Source organism: Actinoplanes campanulatus (assembly GCF_014647795.1).
GTDB lineage: Bacteria > Actinomycetota > Actinomycetes > Mycobacteriales > Micromonosporaceae > Actinoplanes > Actinoplanes campanulatus.
This window is the reverse complement of the sequence record NZ_BMPW01000005.1, coordinates 81,249-103,291: the sequence shown is the minus strand read 5'-3', so window position 1 is coordinate 103,291 and position 22,043 is coordinate 81,249. Positions and strand designations below refer to the sequence as shown.

Genomic DNA, 22,043 nt, shown 5'->3' with positions numbered 1-22,043 from the left:
TCGCCGGTCAGCGGCAGAACGGCCGGCGGCCCATCGCCGACTCGATGCCGCCGAGAACGTGCTGGACGAAAGAGGTGTCCCCGGCCATCGGCGCGTCGGTCCACGCCTCGACGGCGTGCCCGAGCGTGGTCACCCAGGACCGGCCGCCGTCGTAGTACTGGCACCAGGAGACCGGATGGTTGCGGCCGTGGCCGGGGTGGCCGCTGCCGCCGGTCGCCCCGTCCGGCAGGGTGCTCTCGTCCACCGTGGCGAGGATCCGTACCCGGCTGGGGAAGGGCACCAGGTTGTACCACTCGTCGGTGAAGTCCCAGCGGGCCGGCAGCCCGGCGGTCGACGCGTCGCGGCGGCTCGTGGTGACGACCGTGCCGGGCTGGTTGCGGCCGTGGTCGTAGTAGTTGGCGTCGCCGAGCAGGCCCTCGTACCAGGGCCAGTTGTACTCGGTGCCGAAGGCGTTGTGGATGCCGGCGAATCCGCCGCCGCCGCGGATGTACTGCCGCAGGGCGGTCTGTGCCGGGTCGTCGAGGGCGTCGCGGGTGGTGCTCATGAAGATGACCGCGTTGTACCGGAACAGGCGGGCGGGGGAGCTGAGCTGGGTGACGTCCTCGGTCCAGTCGACCGCGAAGCCGTTCTCCGTCCCGAGCCTGACCAGGGCGCTCTGCGCGGCGTGCGCAGGGGTGAGCGGGGGATTGAGCCCGGCGGGCAGGGCCGGGCCGAGATGGGCGTGGCGGGGCCCGGCGGTACGGCTGTAGACGAGCACCCGGTAGCCGTCGGTGGCCGGGTCGAAATTGCCCCAGTCGTGGTAGCAGCGGGGGTCGGTGCCGCGGCAGACGCCGTGGTCGGCGCTGTCGGCGGGCGGGGCGGCGGCGGGGCGGAGCCGGTCGTGTGCGGTGAGCAGGAGGGCGAGGGTGAGGGCGGCGGTCAGGTAGGCGTGGAGTCTTCTCCGGTGCATGGGTCGTCTCCCAGATGGGTGGGCAGAATCGACGGTGGTATCGGCCCCTTGTTGCGGCGGCCCTGACCGGTCTCCTCCCAGGCGTGGGCGAGGATCCCGACGCTGCGGCTGAGGACGAACAGGCCGCGGGCCAGCGGAGGTGCGAATCCGAGTTCGCCGTAGACGACCGCGGTGCAGCCGTCGATGTTGATCGGTACGGGCCGACGGCGCCCGACGGCGAGAATCCGCTCGACCGCCTGGGCGGCGCGCAGGTAGTCACCCTGCACGACCCCGTCCGTGACAGCCTGTTCGACCAGGGTGAGCAGCGGATCCCGGCGCGGGTCGACGGTGTGGAAGCGGTGGCCGAAACCGGGCAGGTAGCGGGAGGTGGCCCGCCACCGGTCCACCACCTCGGCGGCGTCGGCGCCCGCGGCGATCTCGGCGAGCATCCGCATGCACTGCTCCCCGGCGCCGCCGTGCACGTCGCCGAGCAGGTTGACCCCGGTGGCAACCGCGTTGTTCAGGCCGATGCCGCAGGTCGCGGCCATCCGGGCGACGGCGATCGACGGCGCGTGCGGCCCGTGGTCCACCGACGACACCAGGGCCGCCTCCAGCAGCCGCCGCCGGCCGGGCGTGGGCGTGTCGCCGCGCAGCATCAGCCAGATGGCGTCAGTGAAGCTGATCGTGCCGATCAGGTCCTGGACGGGCCGGCCGCGCAGCTCGATGCGGTCGGGTTCGACGCGGGACACGGCGGTGGCCCACCAGTCGGCCACGTCCCGCAGGGACGGATCGTTCACGGGGCGGTCACCTCCGAGGCGAACTCGGCGTTGTGCTCGCCCAGCAACGGCGGGGGTCCCGGCGGGCGCAACGGTTCGCCGTTGACGAGGACGCCGTTGCCGGCGACCCGCAGGGTGCGCCGCGGCTGCCCGGGAAACGGCAGATCGGTGACGAAGCCGCGTTCGCTGACCTGGTCGAGTTCCAGGGCCTGCGCCACGGTCAGGATCCGGGCGGCCGGCACCCCGGCGCCGGCCAGCAGCCGCTCCCAGTCGAGCGCGGTCCGCCGCCGCAACGCCGTGTTGATCTCCTCGTTGAGGGTGGCCCGGTTCCGTTTACGGGCCTCCCGGTCGGCGAAGCGCTCGTCGGCGGGCAGATCCGGGCGGTCGAGGAGGCGGCACAGGGTCTCGAACTGTTCCTGCCGGTTCGCCGCGATGTTCAGCGGCCCGTCGGCGGCCTGGAAGGTGCCGGACGGCGCCGCGGTCGCGTTCTGATCGCCCATCGGCTCCGGCTCGACCCCGCTGACCAGGTAGTTCGACGTGGCCCAACCCATCGCCGACAGTGATGTCTCCAGCATGGAGACATCCAGGAAAACCCCTTTTCCGGTACGGGTACGCCCGGCCAGCGCGGCGGCGATCGACAGGGCGGCGACCAGACCGCCGACCGTGTCGCAGACGGGGAAGCCGACCCGCAGCGGGGCGGTGTCCGGGGTGCCGGTGACGCTCATCATGCCGGACAGACCCTGGATGATCTGGTCGTAGGCGGGGGCGGAGCGCATCGGCCCGGTCTGCCCGAACCCGGAGATGGCGCAGTAGATCAGGCGCGGGTTGAGCCGGTGCAGCGTCTCCCAGCCGTAGCCGATGCGGTCGAGGACGCCGGCGCGGAAGTTCTCCAGCAGCACGTCGGCGTCCCTGGCGAGGTTCTCGAAGACGGCCCGGTCGCCCGCGTCCTTGAGGTCGAGTTCGACCGACTTCTTGCCCGCGTTCTGGGCCAGGAACGAGGCGCCGAGCGCCGTCCGGTTGAGGTCCGCCTCGGGTCCCAGCGAGCGGGCCAGGTCGCCGTCGCCGGGCCGTTCGATCTTGACGATCTCGGCGCCGAGGAGCATCAGCTGGTAGCCGCAGTAGGGGCCGGCGAGAACGTTCGTCAGGTCCAGGACCCGGACGCCGTGCAGCGGTCGGTCGTCATCCATGTGGGGTGCCTTTCGGTCGGTAAGGCCGCAGGCGATCGATCGGTGTGAGTCATTGCCAGGAAACCTCGCGGCCCGTACGTTACACGTAGTCCACAGAGCGGTCTAGAAGGACCACCAAGCGGTCCGCGCGAGGAGAGTGGCGATGACCGAACACGAGATCACCGAGGTCGGATGCCTCATCGCCGGCAGTTGGGTGACCAGCGGGCCGCGGGTGGATCGCGTCGGCCCCTGGCTGCGCCGCGTCGTCAGCACCGCCCGGCAGGCCGGCGAGCACGACGTCGAGACCGCCCTGGGGTACGCGGGCACCGGCGCCAGGATGGTGGCCCGCATGTCACCGGCCGCACGGGCGGACGTCCTGGACCGCGCGGCCGCCGAGGCGTCCCGCCGCCGCGACGACCTCGCCCGGCTGCTGGCCCTCGAACTCGGCAAGCCGGTCCAGGACGGCCACGGTGAGATCGACCGGGTCGCCGACACCTTCGCCGTGTCGGCGGCCGAGGCCCGGCGCCTCGGGGGAGAGGTGCTGCCGGTCGCCGGCTGGGCACGCGGTGTCGGCACCACCGCGCTCACCTACCGCGCGCCGGCCGGTGTGGCCCTGGCGATCACCCCGTTCAACGCGCCGGCCAACCTGCTGGCCCACAAGCTCGGCGCCTCCTTCGCGGCCGGCAACTCCACCATCGTCAAACCGCCACCTCAGGCGCCGGCGTCGTCGGCGGCCGTCGTCCGGCTGCTGCTCGACTGCGGGATGCCGGCCGAGGCGGTCCAGATGCTGCACGGCGGCGCCGCGATCGGGTCGGCGCTCAGCGCGGCCCCGCAGGTGGCCGTCATCAGCTTCACCGGCAGCCCGGCCACCGGCGCGGCCGTGGCCCGGGCCGCCGGCGCCAAACGCCTGGTCATGGAACTCGGCGGGAACGCCGCCACGATCGTCTGCGAGGACGCCGACCTGGCCGCGGCCGCCGCGATCTGCGCGGCCACCGGCTACAGCAACTCCGGGCAGAGCTGCATCTCGGTGCAGCGCGTCTACGTGGACCGGCGCCGCTACGCCGAGTTCCTGGACCTGTTCACCGAGCGGGTGCGCAAGCTGCGGGTCGGCGACCCGCTCGACCCGGCCACCGCGGTCGGCTCGATGGTCGGCGACGACGCGGCCGAACGCGTGGTCGGCTGGGCGCGGGAGGCGGCCGCCGCCGGCGCGACCATCACCACGGGCGGCGAGCGGGACGGGGCCACGGTCACCCCGACGGTGGTGGCGGACCCACCGGCGGACGCCCGGCTGATCCGCGACGAGGTGTTCGGCGCGGTGGTCAGCGTCTCGCCGTTCGACGACTTCGACGACGTCCTGGCCACCTGCAACGACAGCCGGTACGGGCTACAGGCCGGACTGTTCACCCACGACCTGCGCCGGGTCGTCACCGCCTGGCGGGAACTGGAGGTCGGCGGCCTGATCGTCAACGGGTCGTCCAACTTCCGCCTCGACCACGTCCCGTTCGGCGGGGTCAAGGACTCCGGGTTCGGCCGGGAGTCCCCACGCTGGATGATCGACGACTACACGGTGCTGAAGACGCTGATGCTGCGCGGCCTGTCCCTGTTCGGCGACCAGGAGGGCACGCGATGACCACCGCCGCCGAGGCCATGGTGACCCAGCTGGCGTCGTACGGCGTCGAATACGTCTTCGGCACCTGCGGACACACCAACATCGCGTTGCTCGACGCGATCGGCCGCAGCTCGATCCGGTTCGTCATCGCACGCCACGAGCAGGCCGCCGCGCACGCCGCCGACGGGTACGCCCGCGCCACCGGCCGTACCGGGGTGGTGCTGCTGCACGTCGGCCCCGGCATGACGAACGCGGTAACCGGCGTGCTCACCGCCGCGCTCGACTCGGTGCCGCTGGTCGCGATCGCCGGCGACATCCCCTCCTACTACCGCGGCCGGCACCCGCACCAGGAGGTGAACCTGCACGCCGACGCCGACCAGAGCGCCATCTACCGGCCTTTCGTCAAACGCGCGTGGCAGGTGCACCGGGCCGCCGATCTGGCCCGCTTCACCGAGCGCGCGTTCTGGACGGCGGCGTCCGGGCGGCCCGGCGCGGTGCTGCTCAGTGTGCCGATGGACCACTTCTCCAGGCCGGTCACGGCGAGCGCTCACGCGTACCCCCTCGGGGTCTTGGAAAAGCCGGACCTGCCCGCCGAGGCCGCCGACCGCATCGCCGATCTGCTGCTGGCGGCCGAGCGCCCGCTGATCTATGTGGGCGGAGGGCTGCGGCGCGGGCCGGGCCTGGACGCGCTGCGCTTGCTGGCCGAGCATCTCGACATCCCGGTGGTGCACTCGCTGATGGCCAAGGGCGCGCTGCCCGACGACCATCCGCTGCTGCTCGGCATGCCGGGTTTCTGGGGCCTGGAGCTGACCAACCGGCACACCCGGGAGGCCGACGTGGTGCTGGCCTGCGCGACCCGCTTCGCCGAGACCGACGCCAGCTCGTGGGACCGCCGCTACACCTGGCAGTTCCCGCCCGGGAAGCTGATCCAGATCGACATCGACGCGGCCGAGATCGGCCGCAACTTCCCGGTGGAGATCGGGGCGGTCGCCGACATCTCCCGCGCCACCCGGGCCATCGATCTCGCGGTACGGGCGAAGCGGCCACAACCGCACCGGCGTACCGGCCTGCGCGAGACCATCACAGCGGCCCGCCGCAGTCTGTTCGCCGACAGCCGCGGCCGTGGAGCGAGCGACAACTTCCCGCTGCGTCCCGAACGGATACTCACCGACCTGCGCGCGATCCTGCCCACTGACGCGGTGCTGGTCACCGACGTGGGATGGAACAAGAACGGTGTCGCCCAGTGCTACGAACTGCCCGCCGACGGCCGATTCATCACCCCGGGCGGCGCCTCCACCATGGGATTCGGGCCGGCCGCCGCGGTCGGGGTGCAGATCGCCGAGCCGGACCGCACCGTGGTCGCGCTGGTCGGCGACGGCGGTATGGGCGCCCAGCTGCCGGCCCTGCCGATGGCCGTCGAACAGGGCGCCCCGGTGATCTTCGTGGTGATGAACAACCGCTCCCACGGCACCATCAGCGACCTGCAGGCCGCCAACTTCGGGCGCAGCTTCGGATGCGACTTCACCGGGCCGGACGGGGCCGCGTACAGCCCGGACTTCGCGGCGCTGGGCCGGGCGTGCGGGGCGGACGGCTACCCGGTCGAGAGCGCCGCCGGCTTCGGTGACGCTCTGCGCGCGGCGGTGGCGGCCCGGCGGCCGGCGGTCATCGACGTACCCATGGTCAACGAGCCGGTGCCCACCCCGGGCCACTGGAACATCAAGGACATCTACCAGGGGGTTTTCGAGTGAACCGACGAACCCTGCTCAAAGGGGTCGCTGCCGCGGCGGCGGTCCCGGCGCCCGCGCTCACCCGGGGCGGGCCGTCCGCGGCCGACCTGAACCGCTTCGACACCCCCGGCGACGCCGACTTCCCCAAGGTCGGCGGCAACCTCGGCAATCAGAACTACAGCGGGCTACGCCGCATCAACCCCGGCAACGTACGCGGATTGCGCGGCGCCTGGACGAACTCGGTCGAGGGCGGGCTGCGCACCGGCAACAGCCAGAGCACCGCGGTCGCCGTCGACGGTGTCCTCTACATCGAGTCGGCGCTCGGTAACGTCATCGCCGTCGACGGTGTCACCGGGCAGACCCGCTGGCGGTACGAGCAGACCCGTGGCGCTCTCACCCGCCGCGGCGTCGCGGTCGGTGGCGGGCACGTGTTCACCAAGTCCAACGACAACTACGTCATCGCCCTCGATCAGCACACCGGGCAGGTCGTCTGGGAGCGGCAGATCAACGGGTACGGCAACATCGAGAAGGTCGCCGTGGTCTACCACGACGGTCTGCTGTTCTGCGGCACCAACGACGGTCCGCGCGGCGCCGCCCTCGCCGTCGACGCCCGTACCGGTGAGGTGGTGTGGCATTTCTGGGGCACGCCCGGGCCGGGCGAGTTCGGCAACGACACATGGGAGGGCGACTCGTGGGCCGCGGGCGGGGCGACACCGTGGATCCACCCGGCCGTCGACCCGGCGCTGGGCCTGACCTACTGGACGTTCGGCAACGCCCGCGGTGGCAACTCCTCGCAGGACGGCTCGGCGCGGGGTGGGCAGAACCTGTTCGCCAACTCGCTGGTCGCCCTCGACCTGCGCACCGGCGCCTACCGCTGGCACTTCCAGTCGATCCACCACGACATCTGGGACATGGACAACGTCATGTCGCCGGTGCTGGCCGACGTCCGCATCCACGGACGCATGCGCAAGGTGGTCGTCTACGGCAGCAAGTCCGGCATGTACTTCATCCTCGACCGCACCGACGGCACCGCCCCGCTCGGCATCGTGGAACGGCCGGTCCCGCAGGAGCCCCGGCAGAAGACGTGGCCGACCCAGCCGTTCCCGGTGCAGGGCGGCTGGACCGAACAGCGCGTCGTCGACCAGCCGCTGGGCACGTCGGTGCCCGGCGACCCGAACCGGGCGGTGCCCAACTACGTGCGTGGCGCCCTCTACGACCCGCACTGGGACACCCCGGTGCTGTCCATTCCCGGTCACGGTGGCGGCGCCGACTGGTCGCACCTGTCGTTCAGCCACCGCACCGGGCTGGTCTACACCGGATTCGGGTACGTGGCGGCGGCGCACTCGTTGACCGAGGCCGCCAACGGGCTGCGGCCGCCGGGGGAGTACCAGACCGGCGGCATCGTGGCGGTCGGCGTCAGCACCAACCGGGTGCGGTGGAAGCGGCGGATGCCGTACTCGCTGGCGCACGGCAACGGCATCCTCACCACCGCCACCGACCTGATGTTCATCGGCCAGCCGGACGGCAACCTGCTCGCCATGGACGCGTGCACCGGCCGTGAGCTGTGGCGGTTCCAGACCGGGGCGGCGATCAGCTCCAGCCCGATCATGTACCGGGCCGGCGGCCGCGAGTACCTGGCCGTCTACGCGGGTGGGACCAGCATTCCGTACGGGAACTCGGCGCCGCGCGGCGACTTCCTGTGGGCGTTCGAGATCGGCGGCGCCCTCGGCCCGGTGCCGGCCCCGCCGCCCCCGGTGATCCGGCGCCCGGTCTCCGGCGGCCCGGTCGAGGGCACGACCGTGGTGATCGGCCGTACCGCCACCGGCGCCACCGAGTCCTTCGGGGTGGCGAGCATGGCGCCCACCCATCTGCGGGTGCCGGTGGGCGCGACCGTCACGTTCACCAACCATCCGGGCAACGCCGGCCCGCGCGGTGTCACCCAGTTCTTCGAGGGCCTGTTCGACGTGATGCTGGCGCCGGGGGAGTCCTTCACCTACACGTTCACCCGGGCCGGCGAGTACTTCTTCAACGATCCGGCCAGCCCCCGGTCCACCGGCAAGGTCGAGGTCTACGGGCCGTGACCGGGATGTTCAGGCGGGGCTGCCGAACGGGCGGTCGAAGCCGCGTTCGGACATCTGCCGGGCCATCGCCGTCAGGTCGGTGGCGAACTCGGCGACCCGGTCCGGGGTGAACCGCAGCGACGGGCCGCTCAGGGCGAGGGCGGCGACCACCCCGCCGGAGCGGCCCAGCACCGGCGCGGCGACCGCGGACAGCCCGGCCTCGCGTTCGCCGTGGCTCTCCCCGTAGCCGGCCGCGGTGGCCTCGTCGATCCACTCGCGCATGACCGCGGCGTGGCCGGGGCCGTGCGGGGAGCCCTTGGCGATGCGGTCCAGCAGGGCCGGGGAGGCGTCGCGGAGCAGCACCTTCGACGAGGCGCCGGCCCACATCGGCAGTTCGTCGCCGACCCGGACGACGTGCCGCAGCGGCTGCGGGCTCTCCTGCTGGGCGACGCAGACGCGGTAGATGTCGCGGGTCACGTACAGGTTGACGGTCTCGCGCTGGCGCGCCGCGAGTTCGCGCATGCCGGTCCGGGTCTCCGGGGGCAGCTCCCAGCTCTTGCGGGCCAGGTGCGCCCACCGCCACAGGCCGGGCCCGGCCATGTACCCGTTCGTGGTGGCCCACAGCAGACCGTTGTGCTCCAGCGTCGCCACCAGCCGCAGCACCGTGGTCTTGGCCAGGCCGGTCGCCTCCACGATGTCGCGGACCGACACGATCGGCCGGTCGTCGGTCAGCAGGCCGAGAATCCCCAGCGCACGCTGGACACTGCGCACCCCTTGCTGGTCAACGGCCTCCGGCGACTCCACAGGTTCCACTCTCCTCGCGTCCAGGTGCACGACCGCGGACCATCCTGCCGTGTCACCCGGATTCTCCTGCCCCCGGCCCGGATTCACACATCCGTAACGGCCTCTTGCCAGAACCTGCGGTCGCCCGTACGTTACACGCAGTCCACAGAGCGGTCCATATGGTCCGACTAGTGGTCCGTAGAGCGGACGGAGGTCCTTCGTTGACACGAGAAGGCTGGCGCGAACCGGCGGTCCTGCGCGCTTGGGGATCGGTCGAGCTGTGGATCGCCGTCGTGGCGCTCACGGTCATCTTCGTCAGCGTGCTGTGGCAGGTGGTCAGCCGATTCGTGCCGGCGCTCAACTGGCCCGGCGTCGGCGAGCTGGCGAGCTACTCGCTGATCGTTCTGACCTTCATCATGGTCGGCTACCTGATCGGCAACAACGGCCACATCACCATCCAGATCATCGACTACCTGGTGAAGGGGCGGGCCTTCACGGTCGTCAAGGCGGTGTCCGCGGCCTGCACGGCGCTGATCTGCGCACTGCTGGTCTGGGAGGCCTACCACCTGATCCTGGCCTACTCCGGCCGCCGTACCGCCGCGCTGGGCATCCCGATCGAGGTGCTCTACGCCGTACCCCTGACCGGTTTCGCCTCCGGCGCGGTCCGCGCCGTGGTCCGCATCTTCGCCGCCGGGCATGCGGACGTGCCCTTCGACGCGGCGGAGGCGAGATGATCCTCGAACTGTGGATGGTCGGCCTCGCCATCGCCGTGCTGCTGTTCATCCGGGTGCCGGTCGGCCTCGCCTTCATCGGGCCGAGTCTCTGGTACGCGCTGGCCGACGGCCGGTCCGCCGGATTCTCGCTGAAGACCACCTTCGACGGCCTCAACAGTTTCCCGCTGCTGGCGGTGCCGCTGTTCATCCTCGTCGGCGTGCTCGCCAACCGCCTCGGCATCGCCGACCGGCTCTACGAGTTCTGCCTTGCCGCGCTCGGCCGGCTGCGCGGCAACCTCGCCTACGTCAACGTCGGCTCGGCCGTCGGCTTCTCCTGGATGAGCGGCTCCGCCCTGGCCGACGTCGCCGGTCTCGGCAAGATGCAGATCCCGCAGATGGTCAAGGCCGGCTACCCGCACGGCTTCGCCTCCGGACTCACCGCGTCGTCGTCGCTGATCAGCCCGGTGATGCCGCCCAGCATCCCGGCCGTCATCTACGCGGCCACCGCCACCGTCTCCACCGGCGCCCTGTTCGCCGCCTCGGTGCTGCCGGCCTTCGCGATGGCCGCCGGCCTGTGCGTCTACATCTTCATCTGGACCGCCCGCCGGCCCCAGTTCACCTCGGTGCCGTTCGACCGGGGCCGGTTCACCAGCGCCTCGATCGGCGCGGTCGGCCCGCTGCTCACCCCGGTCATCCTGCTCGGCGGCATCCTCTCCGGGCTGTTCACCCCGACCGAGGCGGCCTCGGTGGCGGTGCTCTACATGCTGATCCTCGGCCTGGTCTACCGCACCGCGAGGATCCGCGTGCTGGTGCAGGCCGCCCGGGAGACCGCGGTCATCACCGGCGGCATCATGCTCATCCTCGGCGCCGCCGCCCTGCTCGGCCTGATCCTGACCCGGGCGCACGTCTCCCGCGACGTCGCCGAGTTCCTCACCGGGGTCTCCGGTAACCCGTGGATCTTCATGCTCCTGGTCAACATCATCCTGCTGATCCTCGGCTGCCTGATCGACGCCACCGCGATCATCCTGGTCACGGTGCCGGTCCTGCTGCCGATCGCCGTCGGCTTCGGCATCGACCCGATCTACTTCGGCGTCGTCATGATCATCAACCTGATGATCGGGCTGCTCACCCCACCGGTCGGCAGCGTCCTCTACATCACCAGCTCGGTCACCGGAAAACCGGTCGACGTCATCTTCCGCGGCGTCGCGCCGTTCCTCATCCCGCTCCTGCTGGTCCTGATCGTCGTCACAGCGCTGCCCGGTGTCGTGCTGTGGCTACCCGGCCTACTCGGATTCTGATGTTCGGGAGAAAGACATGAGAAAGCTCGCAGTCGCACTGACGTTCGCCCTCCTCGCCACCGGATGCACCACCGCCGACAACTCCACCGCCGCCGAGGGGGAGAACCCTCAGCTAACCCTCAAGATCGGCAGCTCCCAGCCGGAGACCCAGCCCAACTTCTACTGCGGCATGAAACTGCTCAAGGAACGCATCGAGGCGCAGCCCGACCTCAACCTCACCATCGACATGTTCCCCAACAGCCAGCTCGGCCCGGACGCCGAACGCTTCGCCGCCGTGCAGAGCGGCGACATCGACATCGACCTCCAGGGCGGCTCGGCCATGTCGACCGCCTTCCCGAAGATCGGCGTGCTCGACGCCGCCTACGCCTTCAACGACATCGACCACTTCTTCACCTGGGTCGACCGGAACGGCACCGCGTTCTTCACCGAGTTCAACACCGCCACGAACACCACCGTCCTGGACGCCTGGTACTTCGGCATGCGCACCTTCACCGCCACCCAGCCGATCCGCAAGCCCGACGACCTGGCCAACCTGAAGATCCGGTTCCCGAACACCCCGCAGTTCCTGGCCAACGCCAAAGCCCTCGGCGCCAACGCGGTCGCCATCGCCGTCGAGGAGCTCTACCTCGCCCTGCAACAGGGTGTCGCCCAGGGGCAGGAGAACCCTGTGGTGGCCACCCACGCGCAGAAGTTCGACGAGATCCTCAAATCCGCCAGCCTCACCAACCATCAGGTCGGCGTCCACTTCGTCGTGATCTCCGACAAGACCCTCGACAAGATGAGCCAGCCGCAGAAGGACGCGCTCACCAAGGCCGTGCACGACATCCGCGCCGAGAACCGCAAGTGCGTCGACGACGAGACCGAAAAGGTGCTCGACGGATGGCGGGCCGACCCCACCCGTACCGTCGTGGAAGTCGACCAGGTCGACCGGAACGCCTTCATCACCAAGGCCGAGGCCTTCTTCAACACCCACTACACCGGCGAGAACCTGGAGCTCTACAAGAGCATCCGGGCCTCCGCCTGATGGCGGACGTGCTGATCGGACTGGTCGGTGCCGGCATCGGCCAGTCCCACTCCCCGCTGCTGCACCAGCGCGAGGCCGACCGGCACGGGATCCGCCTGCTCTACACCACCATCGACTCGCACACCCGCGGCCTGCACGCGAGCGACCTGCCCGACCTGCTGCGCTGGGCCCGCACCCTCGGCTACCGCGGCCTCAACGTCACCCACCCGTTCAAACAGCAGATCATCGGCTGCCTCGACGACCTCTCCGCCGAAGCGCGCCTGCTCGGGGCGGTCAACACCATCGTCTTCGACGACCAGACCACCAAAGGCCACAACACCGACGGGTACGGGTTCCGCACCAGCTTCGCCGAACACTTCCCGTCCGTGGCGCGCGACCACGTCGTACAGCTCGGCGCGGGCGGCGCCGGAGCGGCCGTCGCCCACGCCATGCTGGTCCTCGGCGCCCGGCACCTGACCGTCGTCGACCTGGACCCCGACCGGGCCGCCGCCCTGGCCCGCACCCTGACCGGCCGGTTCGGCGCCGGCCGGGTCACCACCGGCGCCCCCGCCGACCAGAGCGACCTGCTCGCCACCGCCGACGGCGTCATCAACGCCACCCCGACCGGCATGGCCCACCACCCCGGATCACCCGTCGCCGCCACCGACCTGCGCCCCGAACTGTGGGTCGCCGACCTCGTCTACCGGCCCGCCGACACCGCCCTGCTCCAGGCTGCCCGCGCCGTCGGGGCACCCACCCTGCCCGGCGCCCCGATGAGCGTCCACCAGGCCGTCGCCGCCTTCGCACTGTTCACCGGCCGTCCCGCTGACCCCGCCGCGATGCTCGCCCACTCCGCCGAACTCCTGCGCCTCGGTGCCTGAACCGATGTGGACCGCGGCGCCGTTCGTGCTGCTGCTCGCCGCGGTCGCACTGCTCGAAGTGCTCGCCGCCGGATGGTGGAGCAGACTCACCAACAAGGCCCTGGTCGTCACGGCCCTAGCCGTCCCCGCCACGATCCATCTGCTGGTCAGCGGGCAGGCCGCGGCGCTCACCCACTCGATCGCCGAATACGTGTCCTTCCTGTCGCTGCTCGCCGCCCTGTTCGTCATCGCCGGCGGCATCGAGATCCGCGGCTCGCTCGCCGGCACACCCCTCGCCAACGCCGGCATGCTCACCATCGGCGCGGTACTCGCCAACGTCATCGGGACCACCGGCGCCGCCATGCTGCTCATCCGGCCGTTCCTGCGCGCGAACGGCCACCGGCGTACCCGGGCCCATCTGGTCGTCTTCTTCATCCTCATCGTCGCCAACGCCGGCGGCCTGCTCACCCCGATCGGCGACCCACCGCTGTACCTCGGCTTCCTCAAAGGCGTCCCGTTCGCCTGGACCTTCCAGCTGTGGGCGCCGTGGCTGTTCGTCAACGGCACCCTCATCCTGCTGTTCAACCTGATCGACCAGTTCCTCGTCAACCGTGAGGAACGGCGCGACCGCGCCACCGGCCTGATGGACCAGCTGCTCATCCACGAACCCCCGCACATCGCCGGCAAACGCAACCTGCTCCTGCTCGCGGCCGTCGTCGCCGTCCTGCTGGCCCGGGGCGCCCTCGGATGGCCGTTCGGTGTGCCCGAGGCGGCGCTCGCCGCGATCGGCTACCTGTCCTACCGGTGCACACCCCGGGCCGTCCACGACGGCAACCACTTCACCGTCGGCCCGATCCTCTCGGTCGCGGTCATCTTCGCGGGTGTGTTCGTCACCATGACCCAGCCGCTGCTGCTGCTCAACACCCACGCCGCCGAGATCGGCCCGCAGCACCCGTGGCAGTACTTCTGGGCCGCCGGCGCCCTGTCGTCGACCCTGGACAACGCGCCCACCTATCTGGCCTTCACCTCCGTCGCCGCCGGGCAGCTCGGCATCGCCGTCACCGACCCGCAATACCTCGCCGCCCTGATCGCCGATCCGGCCGGCGACGACCTGCTGGCCGCCATCGCCTGTGGCGCCGTGACGATGGGATCGCTGACCTACATCGGCAACGGACCCAACCTCATGGTCAAGGAGGTCGCCGAACACCGGGGCGTACGGATGCCGCACTTCTTCGCCTACGCCGGCACCGCAACCCTGATCATGCTGCCGATCCTGACGGCCACCTCCCACCTCTTCTTCCGCTGAGAATGCGCATCCCGGAAGAAGACTCGCCGAACTCTCGATGAATCTCACCGCCTGTCCGTCCCGGCGCCCCCGTCCCGGAGTTAGCTTCCAGACATGCGGCTCGGCGTACTGGATGTCGGATCGAACACCGTGCATCTCCTCGTCGTGGACGCCCACCGGGGCGGCCATCCCGACCCCATGCGGTCCGAGAAGACGCAACTCCGGCTCGCGGAACAGGTCGAGGCGGGACGACTGACCGACACGGGCGCCGGCCGGCTCGTGCGCGCCGTGGCACGGGCCCGGGCGACCGCGACGATCGCGGGATGCGAGGAACTGCTCGCCTTCGCGACCTCCGCGCTGCGCGAGGCGGACAACTCGGCGGCCGTTCTGGCCCGGGTGCGGGCCGAGACCGGCGTCGACCTCCAGGTGCTGTCCGGCGAGGACGAGGCACGCTACACCTTCCTCGCCGTCCGCCGGTGGTACGGCTGGTCCGCCGGACGGCTGCTGGTGCTCGACATCGGCGGCGGATCCCTGGAACTGGCGGTCGGGCGCGACGAAGACCCCGACGTGGCGTTGTCCCTGCCCCTCGGCGCCGGGCGCCTCACCCGGCAGCGGCTGCCCGGCGACCCGCCCGCCCGCGCTGACGTCGAGGCCCTCACCGCGGACCTCGACGCGGCCCTCGCCCCGGTCGCCCGCCGGATCCGGGAGGCCGGACCGTACGACCTTGCCGTCGGCACCTCGAAGACGTTCCGCTCGCTGGCCCGGCTCGCCGGAGCCGCCCCGTCCAGCAGCGGGCCGCGGACCCGTCGCTCCCTCACCGATGTGGGGCTGCGGCAGGTGTTCGGCTTCATCAGCCGGATGGCCTCACCCGGCCTGGCCGACCTGGACGGCGTGAGTCCCGGCCGCGCCCACCAGCTCGTGGCCGGCGCACTGGTGGCCGGGGCCGCGATGCGGGCACTGGAGATCAATGACCTGCAGATCTGCCCCTGGGCGCTGCGCGAAGGGGTGATCCTGCACCGGCTGGACACCCTCGGTGTGCCGACCCCGTCGCACCGGCGGTGGCCCCTCACCGACCAGCAGCCACGACCCGTACTGAAGATCATGGATGGCCTACGTTGACGGGGCCGCCGATACTCTAAGCATGGATGTGAATACGGGGGGCGATTTCGCCGGCGGTCCCGCGCACGTCGTCGTCGAGCTGACCGCGGCCGAGGCCGCGAGTGGCGCGACGAAGGCGGTCGCGGCGCCCCCGGACGGTCAGCCCGCAATGATCTATTTTCCGCCGGGCGCCACGGACGGCGTGATGCTGAACGTCGACCTGCCCTGGGTCGACCCGGCCACCGGCACAGCCTCCACCCGAACCGTGCCCGTGCTCATCCGGGTGCTTCCCGCCGGCGCCTTCCCCGGGTACGGTCCGCCGCCCGGCCCCGGCTTCCCGCCGGGTGGTCCGCCGCCCGGCTTCGCCGCTCCCGCCCGGTCGCGGTTCAGCGCGCGGACCCGGATCCTCGCCGTCGCCGTGGGAATGGTCCTGCTCAGCGGCATCCTGCTGGCGCCCAGAGTCTTCGGAGCGAGCGACACCGAGACCACCAGCGGCCCCACCACGACCTCCACCACCACCGCGGCCCTGCCGACCGAGCAAGCCGCCGCCGCGGCGCCGCCGCTCGATCCGGTCGCCTTCCAGGCCTCACTGGACGCCGCCGACAAGGAACTGGCCGCGGGCGTCAACGCCCTGCGGGCAGCCACCACGCCCCGCGCGGTGGCCGGCGCCGCCGACGCCCTGGCCGAGAAGGTCCGTACCCAGGAATCCACGCTGTCCGCGTTGACGGCGCCGGCCGCGGCCAGTGCCGCGCACGGCGACCTGGTCGCCGCGCTCTCCACCCTGGCGGACGAGCTGTCCTCGGTGTCCGGGGCCGCGGACGACCGCAGCGTCTGCACCGGCGGCTCCGCCACCGCCGCGCTCGGCCGCACCGATGCCGCGACCGGCCTGAGGACCGCGATCGCCGCGCTCGCCGCCTCCGACCCGGCCGCGAAGTACCGATTCGGCTCGTTCGTGCCCGCCGTGACGAAGGATCAGATCCGCCGCAAGCCCAACGCGACCTACCTGACCCGCGTCACCGGTGGCAGCGGCCAACTCAAAATCGACAACGGCGACGCGGTGGACACCGTGGTCAAGCTGGTGAAGGTGGGCTCGAAGAAGCCGACCGTCGCGGTCTACATCCGGGGCAACAAGAAGGTCACGACCGGCCGCATCAAGGACGGCACCTACCAGGTCTTCCTGGCCAGCGGCGTGGACTGGGACGGCAAACGCTTCACCCGCGAATGCGCGTTCAGCAAATTCGACGACAGCCTCAAGTTCACCACCACCTCCCGCCAGTACACGATCTGGGAGCTCAGCCTGAAAGAGGTTCTCGGCGGCAACGCCTCCTCATCCGACGTCGACCCCGACGAGTTCCCGGGCTGACCGCCGCGGTCCCATCAGGGTCCATCTCGGTGATCCACCAGACGGGCCCTGATGCGGACCGTGCCGATCGTGCGCTCACGCGCTGGTCGATCAGCCGTGAGCGTCGCCCTAACGAATCGCGACGGCTGGCCGAAGAGGGAACTTGTGGGTGTCGGGTTCCTCGATCGTCTAGGCGGCGAGCCGGACGGACCGCTGGCGGAGGCGTTCGCCCGGAGCCTGGTCCCTCGAGTCGTGATCGACTCACGGCCCGGTCAGCGTGCTGTGGTGGCCGAGGCCAATGACGCGTTCTGTGCCCTGGTGGGGCGTGGCCGCGAAGAACTGTCCGGCCTCCACTGGCGGGATTTGGTGATGCCGCAGGATCACGCCGTCGTGGGCGCTGCCCTGCGGGCGGTGGTTGACGCCGAGACCCGGACGGCGCGGCTCACCTGCCGGGTGACCCGCGCCGGCGGCTCCACGGTTCGGGTCTCGGCCGGTCTGCTGGCGGTGCCGGACGGCCGCGGTGGGCGGTGTGTGATCGCCGAACTGGTCGAGCAACCGCTGCCGGACGTCGACGGCGTGGTGGAGGCGATGCTGGACGCCACCCCCGACCTGCTGGCGGTGACCACGCCGGAAGGCCGGGTGGTGCGGGTCAACGCGGTGTGGGAACGGGTCCTCGGCTGGACTCAAACCGACATGCGGGACCTTGACCTGATCACACTGCTGCATCCCGACGACGCCTCCTCCGCGGTCGCCATGGCGCAGCGCGAAGGTGTCCGCAACCGGTGCCGAACCCGCGACGGCGGCTACCGGTGGCTGGAATGGCGTGGGGCCCCGCTACCGGGAACCGGATTGGTGTGCGAGACGGCCCGGGACGTGACCGATGCGGTCGCCGCCGAGCAGTCGTTGCGCCGCAGTGAGGTGCAGTTCCGGGCCGCGTTCGAGGCCAGCCCACTGGCCATGGCGATCACCGGCGAGGCGGGCCGGTTCCTGAACGTCAACCCGGCCCTGTCGCGGCTGCTCGACCGACCGGCCGAGCAGTTGACCGGCCGTGACTGTGGCGAGTTCACCCACCCCGGCGATCAAACCGCCTCCCGTGGGCGCCGGCGCCGGATCGCCGCCGATCCGGACACGGCGCTGGTGTACGAGCAGCGTTTCCTGCGCCCGGACGGGCAGGTGGTGTGGGCCCGCGTCAGCGACACCCGGATGGACGCGCCCAGCGGCCGGCAGCAGCGACTGGTGCAGATCGAGGACGTCACCGCCGCCCGGCAGGCCACCGTGCTCGCCGAACGGGAGACCGCCCGGCTGCGGAACACGATCACGGTGCAGCAGGAGATCACCGCCGCTGCCTCCGACCGGGACGCGGTGCTGGCGCTGATAGCCGACCGCACCCTGTCGGCTCTGCCCAACGGCGACGCCTGCCTGGTGCAGGTGCTCGACGAACCCGCCCAGATGCTGCGGACGGTCGCGGAAGCCGGGCGGCTCACCGGGCAGTCGATTCCGGCGGCCCCGCTCGCCCGATCGCTGACCGGTCTGGCGGTCACCGCCGGCGTTCCGGTGCGATGCGACGACACCGCCACCGACCCGCGGGCGAGCCGGGTGCTGAACACCGAGACCGGCACCCGGTCGCTGGTCGCCGCACCGCTACGTGATGGGCAAGGACGGGTGACAGGTGTGCTGCTGGTCGGCAGCGGCCGCCCGCACGCCTTCGACGACGCCGACGAACAGCAACTCACGCTGCTCGCACACGCGCTCAGCGGCGCGTTGCAGCACGCCCACGATGCCGCCGGCCGCCAGGACCTGTTGCGGCGGGCGAACGCCGCGGTCGCCGCGCTGCGACAGGAGCGGGCCTCGACGATGGCCGCCCTCGCCGACCGGACCCGGGCGCTGAACCAGTTGGAGGTCAGCGAGCAGCGGTTCCGGTCGACGTTCGACAACTCGCCGCTCGGCCTGACCCTGATCAGTCTCGAACCTGGCAATTTCGGCCGCTATCTGCAGGCCAACTCGGCCATGACCCGGATCACCGGGTTCGAGCGCGCCGAACTGGCCGGCATGACCTACCGGGACCTGGTACAGCCCGATGACGCCCCCGGCGCCACCGACCATCTCACCCGGGTCACCGCCAATCCGATCGCACCGGCCCGGGCCGAATTCCGCTACCGGCACAAGGACGGGCACACCGTGTGGGTAGCGGTCACCAGCGCCGCCGTCCGCGACGACACCGGCCACCCGCTCTACCTGGTCAACCAGGTGGAAGACGTCACCCACCGCCGAGCCGCCGACATCGAGCTGCGCCGGCAGGCCCGGTTGCTGGAACTGATACCGGCCGCGGTCATCGTCCGGGAACTCGACGGCACGATCCGCTGGTGGAACCGGGCCGCCAGCAGCCTCTACGGCTGGCCCGCCACCACCGCCCACCACAAGATCAGCCACCGGCTGCTCGGCACCGTCTTCCCCGGCATGAGCACCGCCGACGATCAAGCGGGCACGCTGCTGCGCCACGGCCACTGGGACGGCGAACTCCAGCACCGGACCGCCCACGGCGACACCGTCACCGTGCTCAGCCAGCAGATCCTGCACTACCCCACCGGCCACGGCGAAGACCCTCAGGTCCTGGTGATCAACACCGACATCACCGCCCTCCGGGCCGCCGAACAGGCCCTCGCCGAGAACGAGCAACGGCTGCGGGCACAGTTCACCAACTCCGCCGCCGGTCAGGTCGTCCGCGCCCTCGACGGCCAGTTGATCGCCGTCAACCCCGCCTGCGCCCGCATGCTGGGCCACACCGTCGACGAACTCCTGCGACTGACCGACGCCGACCTGCTCGACCCGGGCGGCCTCGCCGACTCCCGCCGCCTGATCGCCGACCTGTGCACCGGCTACGCCGACCACTACACCTATGAAGGCAGACTCCGGCACGCCGACGGCCACTGGGTCGACGTCGAAGCCACCGTCTCGCTCATCCACGATCCCGACGGCCGGCCCAAGCACATCGTCAGCGTGATCACCGACATCACCCGTCGCCGGGCGGCCGAGCGCGGCCGCGACGCCGCCGCGACCGCGCTCGCCGAACGCAACACCGAACTCGAGTCCGCCAACCAACTGAAACTTGACATCATCGGCATGCTCGGTCACGAGATCGGCAACCCGCTCACCAGCATCCGCGGCAACGCCGAACTGTTGTCCGACGACTGGCCGCGCCTCACCGACGCCCGGCGCGCCCGCGCGATCGACGCCATCACCCGCCAGTCCGGCCAGCTCGACGGCATCGTCCGCGAGGTCTTGGCGATGGTCACCATCGAAGCCGGGAAACTCACCGCGGCCCGCCAGAACCTCGACCTGCGCCAGCAGATCGCGCAGGCGCTGACCGCCGCCGACAGCGAAGATTTACCCGTGTACGGCGACAACGCCCACGTCCTGTTCCACCCCGGCCAACTCCAGCAGATTCTGGTCAACCTGCTGTCCAACGCCGCCAAGTACGGTGGCGGCGCCACCGCCGTCCGCATCACCCACGACGCCGGCGACCCCGGACACGTGCACGTCAGCGTCGAGGACAACGGCCCCGGCGTACCCGAGGAATTCCGCAACCGGCTCTTCGAACGCCTCAGCCGCGCCGACCGCGACGCCGGCACCGTCCGCGGCACCGGGCTCGGCCTCTACATCGTTCGCGGCCTCGCCCACGCCAACCACGGCGACGTCCACCACGAACCCAACCCGGCCGGCGGTTCGATCTTCACCCTGGACCTGGAGACCACGACCAACGGCATCCCCCCACTGTGCTCGGGGCCTGACCCGGAGGGTGCCGGATGAGCAGGCGGTGTGCACGGCCTGAGATCCGCGCGTGACGACAGCGCGGTGACATCGGCGGGGCCTGGTTCGTCGGCGGGCGGCCTCGGCCGGTAGTTTGCAGCCACGTGAGGGATTTGACGCGTTTGGAAACACCCCGGCTCGTGTTGCGCCACTGGACCGACGACGACCTGGATCCGATGGCCGCCATCAACGCGGACCCGGAGGTGATGCGCTGGATCCGCAACGGGCAGCCCCTCGACCGCGACGGCACCGCGGAACGTCTCGCCACCTGGCGCCGGCACTGGGACGAGCACGGGTTCGGCCTGTTCGCGCTCACCCTGCGCGACACCGGCGAGTTGGCCGGCTTCACCGGGCCGGCGGTGCCCACCTTCCTGCCGGAGATCCTGCCGAATGTGGAGATCGGCTGGCGCCTGGCCCGCAAGCACTGGGGCCGTGGCCTCGCCACCGAGGCCGCCCGGGCGGTGCTCGCGCACGCCCGCGACGACCTCGGCATGAAACACCTGGTCAGCATCCATCAGGTCGGCAACGAGGCCTCCGCCCGCGTCATGCTCAAGATCGGCATGCGCCTGGACCGGGAGACCACCGACCCGACCCTCGGCACACCTCTGCGCGTCTACGCCATCGACCTGACCTAGTAGCCGGAGTGCCATCCGTCGAGGCCGCGGCAGCCGCGGACCAGGTCGGCGGCGAGGTTCGGCGCCCGGCCGGCCGGATCCTCCAGGAGGACCGGGTGTCCAGCAGGCTGCTCCAGTTGTCCCGCTCGCCGGACCCGCACTCGTCCGGCGGGATTGTCGCTGTCCGCAGCCGGCGGTCGCTTTATCAAAACTCAGTCGCAAAACATCAGGTGGTTTTGATACTGCGATAGACGGTTGCCCGGGAGACACCGAACCGCTGGGCGAGTTCATCCACACCCAGACCGCCGGTCTCCCGCAATCGGCGGATCTCGGCTGCCTCCTGCGCGGTCAGCGCCGCGGGGCGCCCGCCCGATCGGCGGCGTGCCGGCGGCGTGGCAGGGCCGGAGGCCGGGGTGCCGGCTGCCAGGAGCGTGCGAGCGCCATCGAGGATCAGCCGCCGTAGCCGTTCCGGCGGCACATCGTGGAACATCACCACCGGATCGGCGAGCCCGGCGACGACCTGGGCCGCGCGTACCCGCTCGGCGAGACCCGGACGGGGGCCGCTCACCAGCGTGTTGGCCAGCGCGATCGCGGCTTTGACCCGGTCGGCGACCGGTGCCTGCACGAGCAGGGTCATGTCCCGGACCAGCATGAGCAGCGTGTCCCGGTGCCGCAGGTGCACATCGAGGAAGGCCTCGATCGCCCGCCAGCGGACGGTCTCCGGGTCGCCGGCGGCCTCCGCCTCGTTGAGTTCCCGCTCCAGATCGTCGAGCACCGGGGCGGTCAGCTCGTGCAGCAGGTCCTCCTTGGCGGCGAAATGGTAGTAGAGCGCGGCCTTGGTGATGCCGACCCGCTCGGCGATCTCCTGCATGGACGTCGCCCGGTAGCCACGCTCGGCGAAGAGCGCCGCCGCGACGGCCATGATGCGCTGTCGTGTCACTCCAGCTACCTACCCTCGGTAAGTAAATGTTGCT

17 protein-coding genes and 1 pseudogene are annotated in these 22,043 nt (G+C 71.2%); 12 read left to right on the top strand and 6 right to left on the bottom strand.

Annotated elements, in window-relative coordinates; genetic code table 11:
* Positions 1-7 precede the first annotated feature (7 nt).
* The 3 genes from IEZ13_RS11250 to IEZ13_RS46425 are packed head-to-tail and all read right to left on the bottom strand — an operon-like array spanning position 8 to position 2,891.
* Positions 8-949: a ThuA domain-containing protein gene (locus tag IEZ13_RS11250; protein ID WP_183220994.1), complete on the bottom strand. Its 942-nt coding sequence runs from the start codon at positions 947-949 to the stop codon at positions 8-10.
* A complete protein-coding gene (locus tag IEZ13_RS11245; RefSeq protein WP_372441865.1) occupies positions 919-1,725 on the bottom strand; it encodes a citryl-CoA lyase in 807 nt (268 codons plus the stop codon). The genes IEZ13_RS11250 and IEZ13_RS11245 overlap by 31 nt, the downstream gene beginning before the upstream one ends.
* Entirely contained in the window at positions 1,722-2,891 is a 1,170-nt protein-coding gene (locus IEZ13_RS46425) for a CaiB/BaiF CoA transferase family protein (protein WP_203833797.1), read from the bottom strand. The genes IEZ13_RS11245 and IEZ13_RS46425 overlap by 4 nt, the downstream gene beginning before the upstream one ends.
* A 142-nt stretch (positions 2,892-3,033) precedes the next feature.
* On the opposite strand from IEZ13_RS46425, the gene IEZ13_RS11240 reads away from it, so the two are divergent.
* From IEZ13_RS11240 to IEZ13_RS11230, 3 genes are read left to right on the top strand one after another with little or no spacing between them, the layout of a single operon-like run.
* Entirely contained in the window at positions 3,034-4,500 is a 1,467-nt protein-coding gene (locus IEZ13_RS11240) for an aldehyde dehydrogenase family protein (protein WP_183220992.1), read from the top strand.
* Entirely contained in the window at positions 4,497-6,227 is a 1,731-nt protein-coding gene (locus IEZ13_RS11235) for a thiamine pyrophosphate-binding protein (protein WP_183220989.1), read from the top strand. Before IEZ13_RS11240 ends, IEZ13_RS11235 begins: the two co-directional genes overlap by 4 nt.
* On the top strand, positions 6,224-8,287 hold the full coding sequence (locus IEZ13_RS11230) for an outer membrane protein assembly factor BamB family protein (RefSeq protein WP_183220987.1): 2,064 nt from the start codon (positions 6,224-6,226) through the stop codon (positions 8,285-8,287). The genes IEZ13_RS11235 and IEZ13_RS11230 overlap by 4 nt, the downstream gene beginning before the upstream one ends.
* A gap of 9 nt (positions 8,288-8,296) precedes the next feature.
* Here the strand turns inward: IEZ13_RS11230 and IEZ13_RS11225 are convergent, their stop codons facing one another.
* Positions 8,297-9,070: an IclR family transcriptional regulator gene (locus IEZ13_RS11225; RefSeq protein WP_203833798.1), complete on the bottom strand. Its 774-nt coding sequence runs from the start codon at positions 9,068-9,070 to the stop codon at positions 8,297-8,299.
* Positions 9,071-9,270: 200 nt separating this feature from the next.
* Here IEZ13_RS11225 and IEZ13_RS11220 point away from each other — a divergent pair, with 200 nt between their 5' ends.
* From IEZ13_RS11220 to IEZ13_RS11180, 9 genes and pseudogenes are all read left to right on the top strand, one after another.
* The gene (locus IEZ13_RS11220; protein ID WP_183220986.1) at positions 9,271-9,783 is read left to right on the top strand and encodes a TRAP transporter small permease; all 513 of its coding nucleotides are present in this window, start codon (positions 9,271-9,273) and stop codon (positions 9,781-9,783) included.
* Positions 9,780-11,060: a TRAP transporter large permease gene (locus IEZ13_RS11215; RefSeq protein WP_183220984.1), complete on the top strand. Its 1,281-nt coding sequence runs from the start codon at positions 9,780-9,782 to the stop codon at positions 11,058-11,060. Before IEZ13_RS11220 ends, IEZ13_RS11215 begins: the two co-directional genes overlap by 4 nt.
* Before the next feature lie 16 nt (positions 11,061-11,076).
* The gene (gene dctP, locus IEZ13_RS11210) at positions 11,077-12,084 is read left to right on the top strand and encodes a TRAP transporter substrate-binding protein DctP (RefSeq protein ID WP_183220983.1); all 1,008 of its coding nucleotides are present in this window, start codon (positions 11,077-11,079) and stop codon (positions 12,082-12,084) included.
* Entirely contained in the window at positions 12,084-12,944 is an 861-nt protein-coding gene (locus IEZ13_RS11205) for a shikimate dehydrogenase (RefSeq protein ID WP_183220982.1), read from the top strand. The genes dctP and IEZ13_RS11205 overlap by 1 nt, the downstream gene beginning before the upstream one ends.
* A complete protein-coding gene (locus tag IEZ13_RS11200; protein WP_183220980.1) occupies positions 12,937-14,229 on the top strand; it encodes a sodium:proton antiporter in 1,293 nt (430 codons plus the stop codon). Before IEZ13_RS11205 ends, IEZ13_RS11200 begins: the two co-directional genes overlap by 8 nt.
* Positions 14,230-14,322: 93 nt before the next feature.
* Positions 14,323-15,240 (top strand): annotated as a pseudogene (locus tag IEZ13_RS11195) (Ppx/GppA family phosphatase); the annotation flags it as partial.
* Positions 15,241-15,349: 109 nt separating this feature from the next.
* On the top strand, positions 15,350-16,669 hold the full coding sequence (locus IEZ13_RS11190) for a hypothetical protein (RefSeq protein ID WP_183220976.1): 1,320 nt from the start codon (positions 15,350-15,352) through the stop codon (positions 16,667-16,669).
* 264 nt (positions 16,670-16,933) lie between these two features.
* Positions 16,934-20,455 carry a PAS domain S-box protein gene (locus IEZ13_RS11185; RefSeq protein ID WP_183220969.1) on the top strand — a complete coding sequence of 1,174 codons (3,522 nt, stop codon included), beginning with the start codon at positions 16,934-16,936 and terminating at the stop codon, positions 20,453-20,455.
* Between the two features lie 113 nt (positions 20,456-20,568).
* Positions 20,569-21,090, top strand: coding sequence for a GNAT family N-acetyltransferase (locus IEZ13_RS11180; protein WP_183220967.1), 522 nt, complete (start codon positions 20,569-20,571; stop codon positions 21,088-21,090).
* Here IEZ13_RS11180 and IEZ13_RS11175 read toward each other — a convergent pair.
* Positions 21,087-21,230 (bottom strand): hypothetical protein, encoded by a 144-nt coding sequence (locus IEZ13_RS11175; protein ID WP_183220965.1) that lies wholly within the window; start codon positions 21,228-21,230, stop codon positions 21,087-21,089. The genes IEZ13_RS11180 and IEZ13_RS11175 overlap by 4 nt on opposite strands.
* Positions 21,231-21,295: 65 nt before the next feature.
* Entirely contained in the window at positions 21,296-22,009 is a 714-nt protein-coding gene (locus IEZ13_RS11170) for a TetR family transcriptional regulator (protein WP_183220962.1), read from the bottom strand.
* Positions 22,010-22,043: the final 34 nt, after the last annotated feature.